A 16,596-nucleotide genomic window follows, 5' to 3' on the forward strand; every position below is an offset into this window, starting at 1 on the left:
ACAGAGATATACCAGTCCGGCCATTCGTCCTTCAATTGGCTCAATATAGTTTCGCGGAAGGCGTCCGTCCGCCAGGGAATCCAACGTTGTATAAAAGTCGAATATTTATGGTATGATGTGTGGGAAAAGTCAGAGCAAGAGAGGAAAGCGACTATGCTGTTAGTATTAGATACGGGCAATACAAATATTGTACTAGGTGTATATGAAGGCGATGAACTAAAGTACCATTGGCGGATGGAGACGTACCGTCACAAGACGGAAGACGAATATGCCATGCAGGTCAAAGCAATGTTCCAACACGTAGGCTTATCATTTAAAGACATCACAGGTATTATTATTTCCTCAGTGGTACCACCTGTCATGTTTCCATTGGAACAAATGTGCAAGAAATACTTCAATCAAAAACCGATGGTCGTCGGTCCCGGCGTGAAAACAGGCTTGAATATTAAATATGAAAACCCACGTGAAGTAGGAGCAGACCGAATCGTCAATGCGGTGGCAGCTATTCGCGATTACGGCAGCCCACTCATCATTGTAGATTTCGGGACTGCGACAACGTATTGCTATGTCAATGAGCATGGCGAATACATGGGAGGTGCCATCGCTCCGGGGATCAAGATTTCAATGGAGGCGTTATTTGATCGTGCGTCTAAATTACCGAGAGTTGAACTGACTCGGCCTGAACAAGTTGTCGGTAAAAATACAGTAGCTGCTATGCAATCGGGGATTGTCTTCGGTTACGTTGGACAAGTGGAAGGAATCGTCAATCGAATGAAAGAAGACAGCGCGGTAGAACCTACAGTTATCGCAACCGGGGGACTGGCCGAGTTGATTTCATCGGAAACAAAGGTTATTGATGTTGTAGATAATTTCTTAACATTAAAAGGTTTACATTTAATATATGAAAGAAATCTGTAATAGGAGTGAATAATATGTCAACTGATTACTTAGTAAAAGCGCTTGCCTTCGACGGAGTTATTCGAGCTTACGCAGTGCGTTCAACAGATACGGTGGGAGAAGTGCAACGTCGTCACCAGATGTGGCCAACTGCAACAGCTGCTCTCGGACGTACGATTTCTGCAGCTGTTATGATGGGGGCAATGTTGAAAGGTGATAACAAATTAACAGTGAAAATCCAAGGAGATGGTCCTCTAGGTCCAATCGTCGTGGATGCCAACGCAAAGGGAGAAGTTCGTGGATATGCTACACATCCGCAAACTCACGTGCCGTTGAACGAAAAAGGGAAATTGGATGTGCGAGGCGTTGTTGGAACGGAAGGAACGCTATCTGTTGTCAAAGATCTTGGGATGAAAGATTATTTCACCGGTCAAGTACCGATTATTTCCGGGGAAATAGCAGAAGACTTCACGCAGTATTTGGTTGTTTCTGAACAAGTGCCTTCTGCTGTCGCTCTTGGTGTATTAGTGAATCCCGATAACACGGTAAAAGCAGCTGGAGGCTTTATTATTCAAGTCATGCCGGGAGCTACGGATGAGACGATCTCTCTCTTGGAAGAGAAGATATCGAACATGACACCTATTTCTTCTCTGATTGATCAAGGGCTGACGCCTGAAGGAATCCTAGCTGAAGTATTAGGACAAGAAAACGTGGAGTTCCTTGATAAGATGGATGTGAAGTTTGACTGTGAGTGTTCGAAGGAACGTTTTGGCGAAGCGATTCGGGGACTTGGACTTGACGAGGTTCAAGCGATGATTGATGAAGATCACGGGGCAGAAGCACAGTGCCACTTCTGTTTGGAAACTTACCAATACTCAGAGCAAGAGTTAAAAGGATATATAGATGAGATTCAATCGAACGAATGAAACCGAGCCGACTCCAACGAAAAGGCGACTTAAGACGAAGCCGCTGATCGCTTTGTTGGGAATTCTTTTCACGATGAATGTATTCTGGCTTTTCCACTGGCTGTTTACAGATCGTTCACCCGCTGTAGATACAGAGGAAGTTGCTTCTGTAGCGGGTGAGCCGATCACCCGTGCAGAGTGGATGGCTGCTATGGAACGACAGGTCGGGCGAGAGGTGCTAGAAGACCTAGTGAATTACCGCGTCATGGAAGCCGCAGCGGATGAGTATGATATTAAAGTGGAAGATAAAGAAGTAGATCTCGAACTGGCATTAATTACCTCAATTGACGGTCAGCAACATTCGGGTCTAGATACTGAGCAAACGAGAAAGCAGATTAAAAGGGAACTGATTTTAGAGAAAGTCCTGACAAAGGATATTGTAATTAAGGAAAGCGCTATCAAAAAGTACTTTGAGAAAAATGAAACATTTTTTCATGTGTTGCCGGCTTACCGCATATCGGTAATCATCTCATCAACAAAGAAAGAAGCGGATCAAGTGGCTGGTGAGCTAAAAGACGGATCGACATTTTCTGCTTTGGCAAAGGAGCGATCGATTGATTTGTCTTCCGGAAACTTGGGAGGAGACCTTGGTTATGTAAATGAGCAAACCGAGGACGTGGATGTAACTATTATTGAAGCGGCGGAAAAGTTGAAAAAAGATGAGGTAAGCAAGCCGATTGAACTCAAGGATGGCACTTATGCAATCGTCACTGTGTTAGAAACCATTAAGAAACGTGATTTTACATATTCAGAAGTAAAGGACCATATCAAGCGACAACTAGCCTTAGAACAACTACCTGAGTCCGTCACGCCGGAAGCTTTCTGGAAAGAATTCGATGCTGAATGGTTTTATGGTAAAAATTAATTATCGGTAAATTGATAGGATGACAAACTACAATTCTCTGAATAATTTGTTTGACAAGTGAAAAGTAAGGTAGTATGATTAACTCAACAAAACATATAAACCTACTAGGGATTAGGAGCGGATCAAATATGAGTAGAGTCGGAAATTCAATAATTGATTTAATCGGCAAAACCCCTCTTGTTAAATTAAATCGTCTGACAGGTGCAGAGGATGCGGAAGTGTATTTGAAACTGGAATTCTTCAATCCGGGTTCAAGTGTTAAAGATCGAATTGCACTCGCGATGATTGAAGCAGCGGAAAAAAACGGCAACTTAAAAGATGGCAGTACGATTATTGAACCAACAAGCGGTAACACAGGTATCGGATTGGCGATGGTTGCAGCAGCCAAAGGATACAAAGCGGTATTGGTTATGCCGGATACGATGAGCTTAGAACGACGCAACTTACTGCGTGCATACGGAGCGGAATTGGTGTTGACGCCAGGTGCTGAAGGAATGAAAGGTGCAATTGCGAAGGCAGAAGAACTTTCTAAAGAAAACGGCTGGTTCTTACCTCAGCAATTTAATAATGAAGCGAATCCAGAAGTCCACCGTTTGACGACGGGCCCTGAGATTGCAGATGCGTTAGATCGTGTGGATGCATTTATCTCGGGAATCGGTACGGGCGGTACGATTACAGGAGCCGGCGAGGTACTGAAAGAACGATTCCCGGAAATCAAAATCGTCGCTGTGGAACCAGAAGACTCAGCGGTATTGTCTGGGGGAAAACCAGGACCGCATAAGATTCAAGGGATTGGCGCAGGTTTCGTTCCAAAGGTATTGGATACAGACATTTACGATGAAATCATTCAAGTCTCCAATGACGATGCATACGCAATTGCACGCCGTGCAGCTCGCGAAGAAGGAATTCTGGGCGGAGTATCATCAGGGGCTGCGATTTCAGCCGCTTTACAGGTTGCAAAAAAACTTGGCAAGGGCAAAAAAGTTGTAGCAATTCTCCCTTCCAATGGGGAGCGATACTTAAGTACTCCGCTTTACCAATTTGATGAAGAATAAGCTAGAGAGCGCCCATTCGCGCTCTCTTTTTTATTAATTATGATTGCAATGAAATCTCTAAGCTTTTACCGGGCTACAATACTCTGTATAATTAAAATGAAACATTATTGGAGTATTACATAGAAAGTGAACCATATAGGAGGCCAACTGTGAAGAAATGGAGTATGTTGATTTCACTCGCGATCATTATTAGTATGGTAACGATTATTATACTAACCAACCGAGAGTTTAAAAAAGAGGCCGGTGAGATGGATGGTTATTCTAGTGCGATGATAGAGGATCTGCCGAATGATGAGGTCAAACGGATACCGGAGGACTGGAAAGAGGAAACTACCTCAGAAGATACAGCTTCCGAAGAGACTGGGCTAGGCCGCGGTGATCTCGCGCCTGATTTTGAATTAACCACACTCACTGGTGAAACGGTCAAATTATCCGATTATCGTGGAAAGAAGATCATGCTGAATTTTTGGGCGTCGTGGTGTCCGCCATGCCGATCCGAAATGCCGTATATGGAAACATATTATGACGAGTACAAGGGCTCTGCGAATATGGAGATACTTGCAGTGAACATGACAAAAACGGAGAAAGATAAAGAAGATAGTGCCAAAGCATTTGTCAAGGAGTATGGGTTGACATTCCCGGTTTTATTGGACTTAGAAGGTGAAGTTATGAAAACGTACCGAGTGAAAGCCTATCCAACGACGTATATCCTTAACACGGAAGGTGTCATAACGGACATAGTGGTATCTGCTATAGACGATAAATTTCTAAAGAAACTCATAGATGAAAGCAATTAAAATTGGACGACAGATTCAGGAGGAACCATCATGGAAACAGTAGCTTATCAGACAGCCTCAATGACGAGAGACGAGTTCTTCTACGCCTATAAACAGCTTGCAGAACAAACAGATCGCCATATTTTATTGGAAAGTAGTAGAGACGGTGAAATGTGCATCGCGGGATTGAATCCGCTCGTGACCGTACAGGCGAATGAAGAGGGTTTACAATTAGATTGGCGGGATGGTACGAGAGAAATTCTTGCAGGCGAAGATCCTCTAACCTTGCTGAATGAGTTCCTGTCACGGTATGAGCTGAGACGAGATGACAACTTACCCGCATTCCAGGGCGGGGCGATTGGTATGATCAGCTATGATTATGTCAGAAGCTATGAAACACTGCCTAGTCTAGCGGAGAATGATTTGGCAACGCCTGACGTTTTCTTTTATGTCTTTGACCGATGGGCAGTTTTAGACGTAGTGCATGAAACAGTTTATTTTATGTCGCTGCCTAATGTTCAAACTTCATTGACGGTCATGGAAAATGAGTGGGTGGATGCCGTTAAACATGGACTTGCTGGTCGACGTTTTTCACAAGGGCAAGCAGTGGACGTGGAAGTAACTCAAGATAATTTGGAAGTTTCCGTAACGGGCGAGCGGTTTGAAGGAATGGTAAGGGATGTTCAGAAGTTCATTGCACAAGGCGATGTCGTGCAAGTAAATCTCTCCGTCCGTCAATCAAAACCACTGGATGTTCCGTCTTTATCTATGTATGAAGCGCTACGTTCCTTCAATCCTTCACCTTATATGGCTTACATGATGTCACCTGAATTTGAGGTCGTGTCCGGATCACCCGAGCTGTTGTTGAAGAAACGAGGAAATGAATTGAGCACACGTCCAATCGGAGGGACCCGAAAGCGCGGTGCTACAGAGAGGGAAGACGCGGCCTTACAGCAGGAATTGGTCTCTGACACAAAAGAAAAAGGCGAGCATAAAATGTTGGTAGATCTTGAATGCAAAGATTTTGAGAGAATTTGTAAGCCGGGAACGGTTGAAGTAGATGAATTCATGGTTGTAGAAAAGTATTCCCACGTAATGCATCTCGTATCGAATGTTCGAGGGACTGCTGCGACGCAAGATGCCGCGGCAATCATTCGCGGTGTTTTCCCGGGTGGTTCGATAACGGGAGATCCGAAGCTGCGAACAATGGAGATCATCGAAGAATTAGAACCGACGCGAAGAGGACTTTATACAGGTTCAATGGGCTGGATAAGTTTCAATGGAGATATAGAGCTGAATATTACGATCCGAACCGCATTTATCCAAGATGGCATCGTTCATATCCAGGCGGGGGCCGGACTTGTACCGGAATCAATTCCTGCCGCCGAATATCAAGAGTCGCTCAATAAAGCGAAGGCGTTATGGCAGGCAAAAGAAATGGCAGAACAAGCGGTAAGAGAAGAAAGTTGGCGTTCTCATTGATCTGCTGGGCGAATGGGGAACAACAGAGTGCTGATGATTTGCGAATTTCACCTTATGACCACGGCTTTCTCTATGGACTTGGATTTTTTGAGACCTTTCGTACATATGAGGGGAAAGTATTTCTCTTCGATGCACATATGGATAGATTAAGGTCAGCGCTATCTGAATACAGGATCAAAATGCAGTACACGGATGAAGAACTTCGACAGGCCATTCATTCGTTGTTTGTAGAGAATGGAAGCGAGGATGGATATTTTCGGTTGAATGTGTCAGCGGGAGTCCATGATATCGGATTAGCACCTACTAGCTATGAGCGACCAAATGTATTCATTCTCCAAAAGACGTTGGTTTTGCCTCCTGTCCATACGGAAAAAGAAGGTGTGTGGTTACAGACAAAGCGGAATGAACCGGAAAGTGCGGTTCGTCATAAATCGCATCAGTACGCGAACAATGTATTAGGGCGGCTGGAATTACCTTCTTTGCGAGAGGTAGAAGGCTTTTTCGTTAATTCGGAAGGGTTCGTGGCGGAAGGTATAACGTCTAACATCTTTTGGGTGAAGCAAGGTATCCTGTACACTCCTTCATTGAAAACAGGTATTTTACCAGGGACTACGCGAGCATTCGTATTACGGTTAGTTGACGAACTTGGGGTATCGGTTAGAGAGGGATTGTTTTCGCCGACTGAGCTAGAGGCGGCGGAAGAGGTCTTCATTACAAACGCCATTCAGGAACTGGTACCCATTCGCAATGTTGGGACAACCGAGTTTTTAGGAAGTAAAGGTTCTATCTATCGACAATTACATAGCGGCTATCAACGAGCCGTCAACCGTATGAAAGTGAGTGACCAGTAATGGAGTTAGCGAAAGCTCGTGCATCTTATCAGTTTGGTAAGACGACGATTGATTTTACAGAAGAAACGATTATCATGGGTATTTTGAATGTCACGCCCGATTCTTTTTCAGATGGCGGAAAGTTTGGCCAATTGGATCGAGCGCTTGAACATGCTCGACAAATGCTGGCAGACGGGGCGAAAATTATTGATGTCGGCGGCGAATCGACACGGCCTGGACATGCGCCTGTATCATTGGAAGAAGAATTGGAACGTGTCGTGCCGATTGTCGAATTACTGACGAAGGAATTGGGATGTGTCATCTCTGTAGATACATATAAAGCAGCTGTGGCGGAAGCGGCGGTTCAAGCAGGTGCAAGTATCATCAATGATGTGTGGGGTGCAAAGCGTGAACCCGCAATCGTGGAAGTGGCGGCGCGCTATAAAGTGCCGATTATCCTGATGCATAACCGAGATAATACAGACTATCAGCTGCCATTCATGGAAGCGGTAGTACAAGATTTACAGGAGAGTATCGAGATTGCGAGACGGGCGGGTGTTAGCGAAGAGTTGATTTGGCTTGATCCTGGGATTGGTTTCGCGAAAAATACAGAACAGAATATTTTAGCTATGCAAGGGTTGCCGGCCATTGCGGACCTTGGTTATCCTGTATTGCTCGGTACGTCTCGAAAGCGCATGATTGGAAATGTGCTGGACGTGCCAGTGGGAGAACGGATGGAGGGAACCGGTGCGACCGTATGTTATGGTATCGAGCATGGATGCCATATTATGCGTGTTCATGACGTGAAGGAAATTGCACGGATGGTCAAGATGATGGATGTGCTGACGAAAAAGACGGCATTTACTGGATAAGCGATAAAGTGGGGGGATTTCATGGATTATATTCATTTGAATGATATGGAGTTTTACGGTTATCATGGGGCATTGCCTGAAGAAAACAAGCTTGGCCAGCGTTTTCGGCTGACAGTTTCATTGGCGACTGACTTGGCGGAAGCCGGTCAGACGGATGATCTGTCGAAGACGGTGAATTATGCAGAAGTGTATGAGATGTGTAAGCGCATTGTCGAAGGCGAAGCGGTACGGCTGATTGAAACGGTTGCTGAAACAATAGCCGGAACTATAATGACGGATTTTGCTGAAAAGGTGATCGGCGTACGAGTTGTATTGGTGAAGCCGGATCCTCCGATTCACGGACATTACGCATCCGTTGCAGTAGAAATCAAAAGGGGGCGCATTTCTTGAATTTCGCCTATTTATCGATGGGTTCCAACATCGGTAACCGGTTGGAACATCTAACGCATGCAGTTCAACTGCTGAATGAACATCCCGCTATTACCGTTGAAAAGGTGTCTTCTGTCTATGAAACAGAGCCACTTGGATTGACTGAACAAGCAAAATTTTTGAATATTGCAGTTGGTCTGGAGACTTCATTGGAAGCATCGGAGTTGCTGAGTGCTTGCCAATCCATTGAAAACAAGCTCGGAAGAATGAGGAAAATCCGTTGGGGTCCCCGGACGGTAGACCTTGATATTTTGCTCTATAATCACGACACTATCCAATCAGAGAATTTGATTATCCCACATTTACGTATGCAGGAGCGTGCGTTTGTACTCGTTCCTCTCATTGAAATTGATTCAGAAGTAAAGAATCCGGTAACAGGGACACTTTACCGTAATGAGCCAGCGATGCAGGATGATGGAATGACCCTTTGGAAGAAAGTCCAGAATGTCGAGGAGTTCTTACAGCAAGGCTGATAATATAACGGCGGATACTGATTCTAGCGCTGTCTAAAAAAAGAAACTGCTCTATTAGTAGGGCAGTTTTTTCTATGGGATGAGTACCGCGCGACCATTTGGACTTTTGTTAGGCAGGTAATTTGTGTACAATAGTTTCAGACGGCCTATACTGAGTAGAAGGTAGGTCAAAGTATGAAGGAGTGAAAGGGAATGTCCCATTTATATGAAATGAATGATCAGCTTTTGGTGAGACGCCAGAAGATGAATGATATACGCGAAGGTGGTTTGGATCCATTCGGTCAACGTTTTGAACGCACCCATCTGACAAATGAGATTCGATCAGCTTATGAAGAGTTATCAAAAGAAGAATTAGAAGAAACTGAGCATGAGGTGACGATTGCAGGTCGAATCATGACAAAACGAGGGAAGGGCAAGGCGGGTTTTGCGCATATTCAAGATCTTGGCGGTCAGATTCAGATCTACGTACGTCAAGATGCTATTGGTGAAGACGCATATAAACTATTTACACTGGCAGACTTAGGGGATATTGTGGGCGTTCAAGGGGTTATCTTCAAAACAAAAGTAGGAGAGCTTTCCATTAAAGCGACAAAGTTTACGTTCCTTACGAAGTCATTGCGTCCGCTACCCGAGAAATTCCACGGTTTGCAGGATATTGAACAACGCTACCGTCAGCGTTACCTTGATTTGATCTCAACAGAAGGCAGTAAAGAAACATTCATTATGCGTAGCCGAATCATTCAATCAATGCGCCATTATTTAGATAAACAGGGCTTCCTCGAAGTCGAAACACCAATGCTGCACTCTATCGCAGGGGGAGCAGCGGCTCGTCCGTTTGTTACACATCACAATACATTAGATATGACGTTATATATGCGGATTGCGATCGAACTTCATTTGAAACGCCTCATTGTAGGTGGCTTAGAGAAAGTATATGAGATCGGACGCGTATTCCGTAATGAAGGGATGTCCACGCGCCATAACCCGGAATTTACGATGATCGAGTTATATGAAGCGTATGCGGATTACAATGATATTATGGAACTCACTGAAAATCTAGTGGCTCACATTGCACAAGAAGTACTCGGCACGACAACGATTCAATACGGTGAAGACCAAATTGATTTAGCACCGCGCTGGAAACGACTTCATATGGCGGATGCTGTAAAAGAATATACAGGCGTAGACTTTTGGCAGCAGCTTACTAAAGAACAGGCTCATGAATTAGCAAAGGAACATAATGTTCAAGTGACTTCTTCTATGGAAGCAGGTCATGTGCTGAATGAATTCTTTGAGCAAAAGGTTGAAGAACAACTTGTACAACCAACATTCATTTACGGCCATCCTGTAGAAGTTTCACCGCTTGCCAAGAAAAACCCCGAGGACCCACGTTATACGGATCGTTTCGAATTATTCATCGTCCGTCGTGAGCATGCCAATGCCTTTACGGAGTTGAATGATCCTATTGATCAACGTGCTCGCTTTGAAGCTCAGTTAGTAGAGAAAGAGCAAGGGAACGACGAGGCGCATGAAATGGATGAAGACTTTATAGAAGCACTTGAATATGGATTGCCGCCGACTGGTGGATTAGGTATAGGTATTGATCGTCTTGTTATGCTATTGACGAATGCTCAATCAATCCGCGATGTTCTCCTATTTCCTCAGATGCGTTCTAAAGATTGATACAAAAGCCCTGGCTTTCATAGTCAGGGCTTTTTTCTTTTAAGTCATATACAGTCTTAAAAGAAAATCAAAAAGAATTTTAAAAAACAGTTGCACTTTCGAAAAGCAGGTGGTATATTAGATAACGTTGCTTGCGAGGTTAGCAAGTTAGCGAAAAAACACTTTAAAACTTTTTAAGAAAAAGTGTTGACAACAAAACAGCGATTTGGTATTATAAGAAAGTTGCCTCTTACGAAAGAGCAACCATATGAACCTTGAAAACTGAACAGCAAAACGTTAACGAATTATACGTTTGTGCATCGGCTCTGCCGGTGACATAAACAAAATGAGTATCTTAAATGATGCCAGCAAGAAATCGAGCTAACTCGAATTTCTCTTTTATGGAGAGTTTGATCCTGGCTCAGGACGAACGCTGGCGGCGTGCCTAATACATGCAAGTCGAGCGAATCTTTGGGAGCTTGCTCCTAAAGATTAGCGGCGGACGGGTGAGTAACACGTGGGCAACCTACCTTACAGATGGGGATAACTCCGGGAAACCGGGGCTAATACCGAATAATCCATTTCTTCGCATGAAGAGATGTTGAAAGACGGTTTCGGCTGTCACTGTGAGATGGGCCCGCGGCGCATTAGTTAGTTGGTGGGGTAACGGCCTACCAAGACCACGATGCGTAGCCGACCTGAGAGGGTGATCGGCCACACTGGGACTGAGACACGGCCCAGACTCCTACGGGAGGCAGCAGTAGGGAATCTTCCACAATGGACGAAAGTCTGATGGAGCAACGCCGCGTGAGTGAAGAAGGTTTTCGGATCGTAAAGCTCTGTTGTAAGGGAAGAACACGTACAGGAGTAACTGCCTGTACCTTGACGGTACCTTACCAGAAAGCCACGGCTAACTACGTGCCAGCAGCCGCGGTAATACGTAGGTGGCAAGCGTTGTCCGGAATTATTGGGCGTAAAGCGCGCGCAGGCGGTCCTTTAAGTCTGATGTGAAAGCCCACGGCTCAACCGTGGAGGGTCATTGGAAACTGGAGGACTTGAGTACAGAAGAGGAAAGCGGAATTCCACGTGTAGCGGTGAAATGCGTAGAGATGTGGAGGAACACCAGTGGCGAAGGCGGCTTTCTGGTCTGTAACTGACGCTGAGGCGCGAAAGCGTGGGGAGCAAACAGGATTAGATACCCTGGTAGTCCACGCCGTAAACGATGAGTGCTAAGTGTTAGGGGGTTTCCGCCCCTTAGTGCTGCAGCTAACGCATTAAGCACTCCGCCTGGGGAGTACGGCCGCAAGGCTGAAACTCAAAGGAATTGACGGGGACCCGCACAAGCGGTGGAGCATGTGGTTTAATTCGAAGCAACGCGAAGAACCTTACCAGGTCTTGACATCCCGCTGCCCGGCATGGAGACATGCTTTTCCCTTCGGGGACAGCGGTGACAGGTGGTGCATGGTTGTCGTCAGCTCGTGTCGTGAGATGTTGGGTTAAGTCCCGCAACGAGCGCAACCCTTAATCTTAGTTGCCATCATTCAGTTGGGCACTCTAAGGTGACTGCCGGTGACAAACCGGAGGAAGGTGGGGATGACGTCAAATCATCATGCCCCTTATGACCTGGGCTACACACGTGCTACAATGGACGGTACAGAGGGCTGCAAACCCGCGAGGGGGAGCCAATCCCACAAAACCGTTCCCAGTTCGGATTGCAGGCTGCAACTCGCCTGCATGAAGCCGGAATCGCTAGTAATCGTGGATCAGCATGCCACGGTGAATACGTTCCCGGGTCTTGTACACACCGCCCGTCACACCACGAGAGTTTGTAACACCCGAAGTCGGTGGGGTAACCCTTACGGGAGCCAGCCGCCGAAGGTGGGACAGATGATTGGGGTGAAGTCGTAACAAGGTAGCCGTATCGGAAGGTGCGGCTGGATCACCTCCTTTCTAAGGATAGTATGCCATCTTGGCATTCGGAAGATGGATCTTCGATCCGTCACGTTAACGTTTTGCGTTCAGTTTTGAAGGCTCATTTTTTGAGTGTTCAAAGCTTTTTTCTTTAGACTTGTTCATTGAAAACTGGATAAAACGACATTGAAAGTAATCAAGTAATCAACCGAATCGAACATTTTGTTTGATTCATGTAAACTTTTTAACCTTCGTTCTTTCTATCGCTAGAGAGACGTTGGACCTTTTATAGGTTAAGTTAGAAAGGGCGCACGGCGGATGCCTTGGCACTAGGAGCCGATGAAGGACGGCACTAACACCGATATGCTTCGGGGAGCTGTAAGTAAGCTTTGATCCGAAGATTTCCGAATGGGGAAACCCACTGTCCGTAATGGGACAGTACGTTCACGTGAATACATAGCGTGATCGTGGCACACCCGGAGAACTGAAACATCTAAGTACCCGGAGGAAGAGAAAGAAAATCGATTCCCTTAGTAGCGGCGAGCGAAACGGGAAGAGCCCAAACCAGGAAGCTTGCTTCCTGGGGTTGTAGGACACTCTATACGGAGTTACAAAGGAATGCATTAGACGAAGCGATCTGGAAAGATCCGCCGCAGTGGGTAACAGCCCCGTAGTCGAAAGTGCATTCCCTCCAGAGTGGATCCTGAGTACGGCGGAACACGTGAAATTCCGTCGGAATCCGGGAGGACCATCTCCCAAGGCTAAATACTCCCTAGTGACCGATAGTGAACCAGTACCGTGAGGGAAAGGTGAAAAGCACCCCGGAAGGGGAGTGAAATAGAACCTGAAACCGTGTGCCTACAAATTGTCAGAGCCCGTTAATGGGTGATGGCGTGCCTTTTGTAGAATGAACCGGCGAGTTACGATTCCATGCAAGGTTAAGCTGAGAAAGCGGAGCCGCAGCGAAAGCGAGTCTGAATAGGGCGCATGAGTATGGGGTCGTAGACCCGAAACCAGGTGATCTACCCATGTCCAGGGTGAAGGTCAGGTAACACTGACTGGAGGCCCGAACCCACGTATGTTGAAAAATGCGGGGATGAGGTGTGGGTAGCGGTGAAATTCCAATCGAACCTGGAGATAGCTGGTTCTCTCCGAAATAGCTTTAGGGCTAGCCTCAAACGAAAGAATCTCGGAGGTAGAGCACTGTTTGGACGAGGGGCCCATCCCGGGTTACCGAATTCAGACAAACTCCGAATGCCGATGATTTATGTTTGGGAGTCAGACGGTGGGTGATAAGATCCATCGTCGAGAGGGAAACAGCCCAGACCACCAGTTAAGGTCCCCAAGTATCCGTTAAGTGGAAAAGGATGTGGCGCTGCCCAGACAACCAGGATGTTGGCTTAGAAGCAGCCATCATTTAAAGAGTGCGTAATAGCTCACTGGTCGAGTGGCGCTGCGCCGAAAATGTACCGGGGCTAAACGGATCACCGAAACTGTGGATTGACGCAAGTCAATGGTAGGAGAGCGTTCCAAGGGCGTTGAAGCTAGACCGGAAGGACTGGTGGAGCGCTTGGAAGTGAGAATGCCGGTATGAGTAGCGAAAGAAGGGTGAGAATCCCTTCCACCGAATGCCTAAGGTTTCCTGAGGAAGGCTCGTCCGCTCAGGGTTAGTCAGGACCTAAGTCGAGGCCGATAGGCGTAGACGATGGACAACAGGTTGATATTCCTGTACCACCTCCCCGCCGTTTGAGTAATGGGGGGACGCAGTAGGATAGGGTGAGCACGCAGTTGGTTGCGTGTCTAAGCAGTGAGGTGGAGAACGAGGCAAATCCCGTTCTCATATAACACTAGGCTGTGATGGCAAGGAGAATTGTCTCCGGAGTCCCTGATTTCACACTGCCAAGAAAAGCCTCTAGCGAGGCGGGAGGTGCCTGTACCGCAAACCGACACAGGTAGGCGAGGAGAGAATCCTAAGGTGATCGAGAGAACTCTCGTTAAGGAACTCGGCAAAATGACCCCGTAACTTCGGGAGAAGGGGTGCTCTGGTAGGGTGAATAGCCCGAGAGAGCCGCAGTGAATAGGCCCAGGCGACTGTTTAGCAAAAACACAGGTCTCTGCAAAACCGTAAGGTGACGTATAGGGGCTGACGCCTGCCCGGTGCTGGAAGGTTAAGAGGAGGGGTTAGCGCAAGCGAAGCTCTGAATTGAAGCCCCAGTAAACGGCGGCCGTAACTATAACGGTCCTAAGGTAGCGAAATTCCTTGTCGGGTAAGTTCCGACCCGCACGAAAGGCGTAACGATCTGGGCACTGTCTCAACGAGAGACTCGGTGAAATTATAATATGCGTGAAGATGCGCATTACCCGCGACAGGACGGAAAGACCCCGTGGAGCTTTACTGTAGCCTGATATTGAATTCCGGTGCAGCCTGTACAGGATAGGTAGGAGCCTTGGATTCCGGAGCGCCAGCTTCGGAGGAGGCGTTGGTGGGATACTACCCTGGCTGTATTGGACTTCTAACCCATGCCCGTGATCCGGGCAGGAGACAGTGTCAGGTGGGCAGTTTGACTGGGGCGGTCGCCTCCTAAAGAGTAACGGAGGCGCCCAAAGGTTCCCTCAGAATGGTTGGACATCATTCGTAGAGTGCAAAGGCATAAGGGAGCTTGACTGCGAGACCTACAAGTCGAGCAGGGTCGAAAGACGGGCTTAGTGATCCGGTGGTTCCGCATGGAAGGGCCATCGCTCAACGGATAAAAGCTACCCCGGGGATAACAGGCTTATCTCCCCCAAGAGTCCACATCGACGGGGAGGTTTGGCACCTCGATGTCGGCTCGTCGCATCCTGGGGCTGTAGTCGGTCCCAAGGGTTGGGCTGTTCGCCCATTAAAGCGGCACGCGAGCTGGGTTCAGAACGTCGTGAGACAGTTCGGTCCCTATCCGTCGCGGGCGCAGGAAATTTGAGAAGAGCTGTCCTTAGTACGAGAGGACCGGGATGGACATACCGCTGGTGTACCAGTTGTCTTGCCAAAGGCATCGCTGGGTAGCTATGTATGGACGGGATAAATGCTGAAAGCATCTAAGCATGAAGCCCCCTTCAAGATGAGATTTCCCATTACGCAAGTAAGTAAGATCCCTCAAAGATGATGAGGTGGATAGGTCTGGGGTGGAAGCACGGCGACGTGTGCAGCTGACAGATACTAATCGATCGAGGACTTAACCTATTTTAAGAAGTACTACTTGATGTACACAATGTCTTTTATTCAGTTTTGAGTGAACAAAAATTCACTAAAAAAACACTTGCATTACTGCAAAGAAGTGTTATAATAGTAAATGTCTTTGGAAAAGGACAAGTCTGGTGACGATAGCGAAGAGGTCACACCCGTTCCCATACCGAACACGGAAGTTAAGCTCTTCAGCGCTGATGGTAGTTGGGGGCTTCCCCCTGTGAGAGTAAGACGTCGCCAGGCAACACTTTTTTGATCTATAATTTAGTGTTCCATACATAATGAAAGAGATCATTGAAGAGTATTAACAGTCACAGCAATGTGATGTTTATAGTAATTTTACCCAGGAGGATTAGCTCAGCTGGGAGAGCACCTGCCTTACAAGCAGGGGGTCGGCGGTTCGAGCCCGTCATCCTCCACCATATTTTCTACACTTTTGCCGGTGTAGCTCAACTGGTAGAGCAACTGACTTGTAATCAGTAGGTTGAGGGTTCAAGTCCTTTCGCCGGCACCACTTCATGTACGAGCCATTAGCTCAGTTGGTAGAGCATCTGACTTTTAATCAGAGGGTCACAGGTTCGAATCCTGTATGGCTCACCATTTTTATCGCAGTAATATAACGCGGGTGTGGTGGAACTGGCAGACACGCTAGACTTAGGATCTAGTGCCTTCGGGCGTGGGGGTTCGACTCCCTTCACCCGCACTTTTTTGCGGAAGTAGTTCAGTGGTAGAATACGACCTTGCCAAGGTCGGGGTCGCGGGTTCGAATCCCGTCTTCCGCTTTTTCACTCTTGCCGGGGTGGCGGAACTGGCAGACGCACAGGACTTAAAATCCTGCGGTAGGTGACTACCGTACCGGTTCGATTCCGGTTCTCGGCACCATTTATAAATATGCGCCCGTAGCTCAATTGGATAGAGCGTCTGACTACGGATCAGAAGGTTGTGGGTTCGACTCCTGCCGGGCGCGCCATTATTATATATTTTATATTCGGGAAGTAGCTCAGCTTGGTAGAGCACTTGGTTTGGGACCAAGGGGTCGCAGGTTCGAATCCTGTCTTCCCGACCACTTATTCTCGGGGCCTTAGCTCAGCTGGGAGAGCGCCTGCCTTGCACGCAGGAGGTCAGCGGTTCGATCCCGCTAGGCTCCACCAATTACATT

11 protein-coding genes, 9 tRNA genes and 3 rRNA genes are annotated in these 16,596 nt (G+C 47.1%); all 23 read left to right on the forward strand.

The window, feature by feature from the left end; translation table 11 throughout:
* The first annotated feature begins 153 nt into the window (after positions 1-153).
* A complete protein-coding gene (locus MKX97_RS00395; protein ID WP_078818825.1) occupies positions 154-918 on the forward strand; it encodes a type III pantothenate kinase in 765 nt (254 codons plus the stop codon).
* A 14-nt stretch (positions 919-932) separates the two neighbouring features.
* Positions 933-1,823: an Hsp33 family molecular chaperone HslO gene (gene hslO / locus MKX97_RS00400; RefSeq protein WP_009499446.1), complete on the forward strand. Its 891-nt coding sequence runs from the start codon at positions 933-935 to the stop codon at positions 1,821-1,823.
* Positions 1,801-2,727 (forward strand): peptidyl-prolyl cis-trans isomerase, encoded by a 927-nt coding sequence (locus tag MKX97_RS00405; protein ID WP_340757801.1) that lies wholly within the window; start codon positions 1,801-1,803, stop codon positions 2,725-2,727. Before hslO ends, MKX97_RS00405 begins: the two co-directional genes overlap by 23 nt.
* A 128-nt stretch (positions 2,728-2,855) precedes the next feature.
* Positions 2,856-3,782 carry a cysteine synthase A gene (cysK, locus tag MKX97_RS00410; RefSeq protein WP_040760066.1) on the forward strand — a complete coding sequence of 309 codons (927 nt, stop codon included), beginning with the start codon at positions 2,856-2,858 and terminating at the stop codon, positions 3,780-3,782.
* A 149-nt stretch (positions 3,783-3,931) separates the two neighbouring features.
* Positions 3,932-4,579 (forward strand): TlpA disulfide reductase family protein, encoded by a 648-nt coding sequence (locus MKX97_RS00415; protein ID WP_009499449.1) that lies wholly within the window; start codon positions 3,932-3,934, stop codon positions 4,577-4,579.
* Positions 4,580-4,609: 30 nt separating this feature from the next.
* The gene (locus tag MKX97_RS00420; RefSeq protein ID WP_342536653.1) at positions 4,610-6,040 is read left to right on the forward strand and encodes an anthranilate synthase component I family protein; all 1,431 of its coding nucleotides are present in this window, start codon (positions 4,610-4,612) and stop codon (positions 6,038-6,040) included.
* Positions 6,037-6,891, forward strand: a complete 855-nt coding sequence (gene pabC / locus MKX97_RS00425) for an aminodeoxychorismate lyase (RefSeq protein ID WP_078818849.1) — start codon at positions 6,037-6,039, stop codon at positions 6,889-6,891. Before MKX97_RS00420 ends, pabC begins: the two co-directional genes overlap by 4 nt.
* The gene (folP, locus tag MKX97_RS00430; protein WP_078818821.1) at positions 6,891-7,742 is read left to right on the forward strand and encodes a dihydropteroate synthase; all 852 of its coding nucleotides are present in this window, start codon (positions 6,891-6,893) and stop codon (positions 7,740-7,742) included. Before pabC ends, folP begins: the two co-directional genes overlap by 1 nt.
* Positions 7,743-7,763: 21 nt before the next feature.
* Positions 7,764-8,132 carry a dihydroneopterin aldolase gene (folB, locus tag MKX97_RS00435; protein WP_342536654.1) on the forward strand — a complete coding sequence of 123 codons (369 nt, stop codon included), beginning with the start codon at positions 7,764-7,766 and terminating at the stop codon, positions 8,130-8,132.
* Positions 8,133-8,149: 17 nt separating this feature from the next.
* A complete protein-coding gene (gene folK, locus MKX97_RS00440) occupies positions 8,150-8,644 on the forward strand; it encodes a 2-amino-4-hydroxy-6-hydroxymethyldihydropteridine diphosphokinase (protein WP_009499454.1) in 495 nt (164 codons plus the stop codon).
* Positions 8,645-8,836: 192 nt separating this feature from the next.
* Entirely contained in the window at positions 8,837-10,327 is a 1,491-nt protein-coding gene (gene lysS / locus MKX97_RS00445; RefSeq protein WP_342536655.1) for a lysine--tRNA ligase, read from the forward strand.
* A gap of 377 nt (positions 10,328-10,704) precedes the next feature.
* A 16S ribosomal RNA gene (locus MKX97_RS00450) occupies positions 10,705-12,256 on the forward strand.
* A 252-nt stretch (positions 12,257-12,508) separates the two neighbouring features.
* Positions 12,509-15,434: ribosomal RNA gene (locus MKX97_RS00455) — 23S ribosomal RNA — on the forward strand.
* 130 nt (positions 15,435-15,564) lie between these two features.
* A 5S ribosomal RNA gene (gene rrf, locus MKX97_RS00460) occupies positions 15,565-15,680 on the forward strand.
* Together the 16S, 23S and 5S rRNA genes with 9 tRNA genes alongside form the textbook arrangement of a ribosomal RNA operon.
* 103 nt (positions 15,681-15,783) lie before the next feature.
* Positions 15,784-15,859: transfer RNA gene (locus MKX97_RS00465), tRNA-Val, on the forward strand.
* A gap of 16 nt (positions 15,860-15,875) precedes the next feature.
* A tRNA-Thr gene (locus tag MKX97_RS00470) sits at positions 15,876-15,951 on the forward strand.
* A gap of 10 nt (positions 15,952-15,961) precedes the next feature.
* Positions 15,962-16,037: transfer RNA gene (locus MKX97_RS00475), tRNA-Lys, on the forward strand.
* A 21-nt stretch (positions 16,038-16,058) separates the two neighbouring features.
* A tRNA-Leu gene (locus tag MKX97_RS00480) sits at positions 16,059-16,140 on the forward strand.
* Positions 16,141-16,147: 7 nt separating this feature from the next.
* Positions 16,148-16,219, forward strand: a tRNA-Gly gene (locus MKX97_RS00485).
* Between the two features lie 11 nt (positions 16,220-16,230).
* Positions 16,231-16,319 (forward strand) — tRNA-Leu (locus MKX97_RS00490).
* Positions 16,320-16,330: 11 nt separating this feature from the next.
* Positions 16,331-16,407, forward strand: a tRNA-Arg gene (locus MKX97_RS00495).
* Between the two features lie 19 nt (positions 16,408-16,426).
* Positions 16,427-16,503, forward strand: a tRNA-Pro gene (locus tag MKX97_RS00500).
* 9 nt (positions 16,504-16,512) lie between these two features.
* Positions 16,513-16,588: transfer RNA gene (locus MKX97_RS00505), tRNA-Ala, on the forward strand.
* Positions 16,589-16,596 lie beyond the last annotated feature (8 nt).

It is taken from the genome of Sporosarcina sp. FSL K6-3508, from assembly GCF_038615825.1.
Lineage (GTDB): Bacteria > Bacillota > Bacilli > Bacillales_A > Planococcaceae > Sporosarcina > Sporosarcina newyorkensis.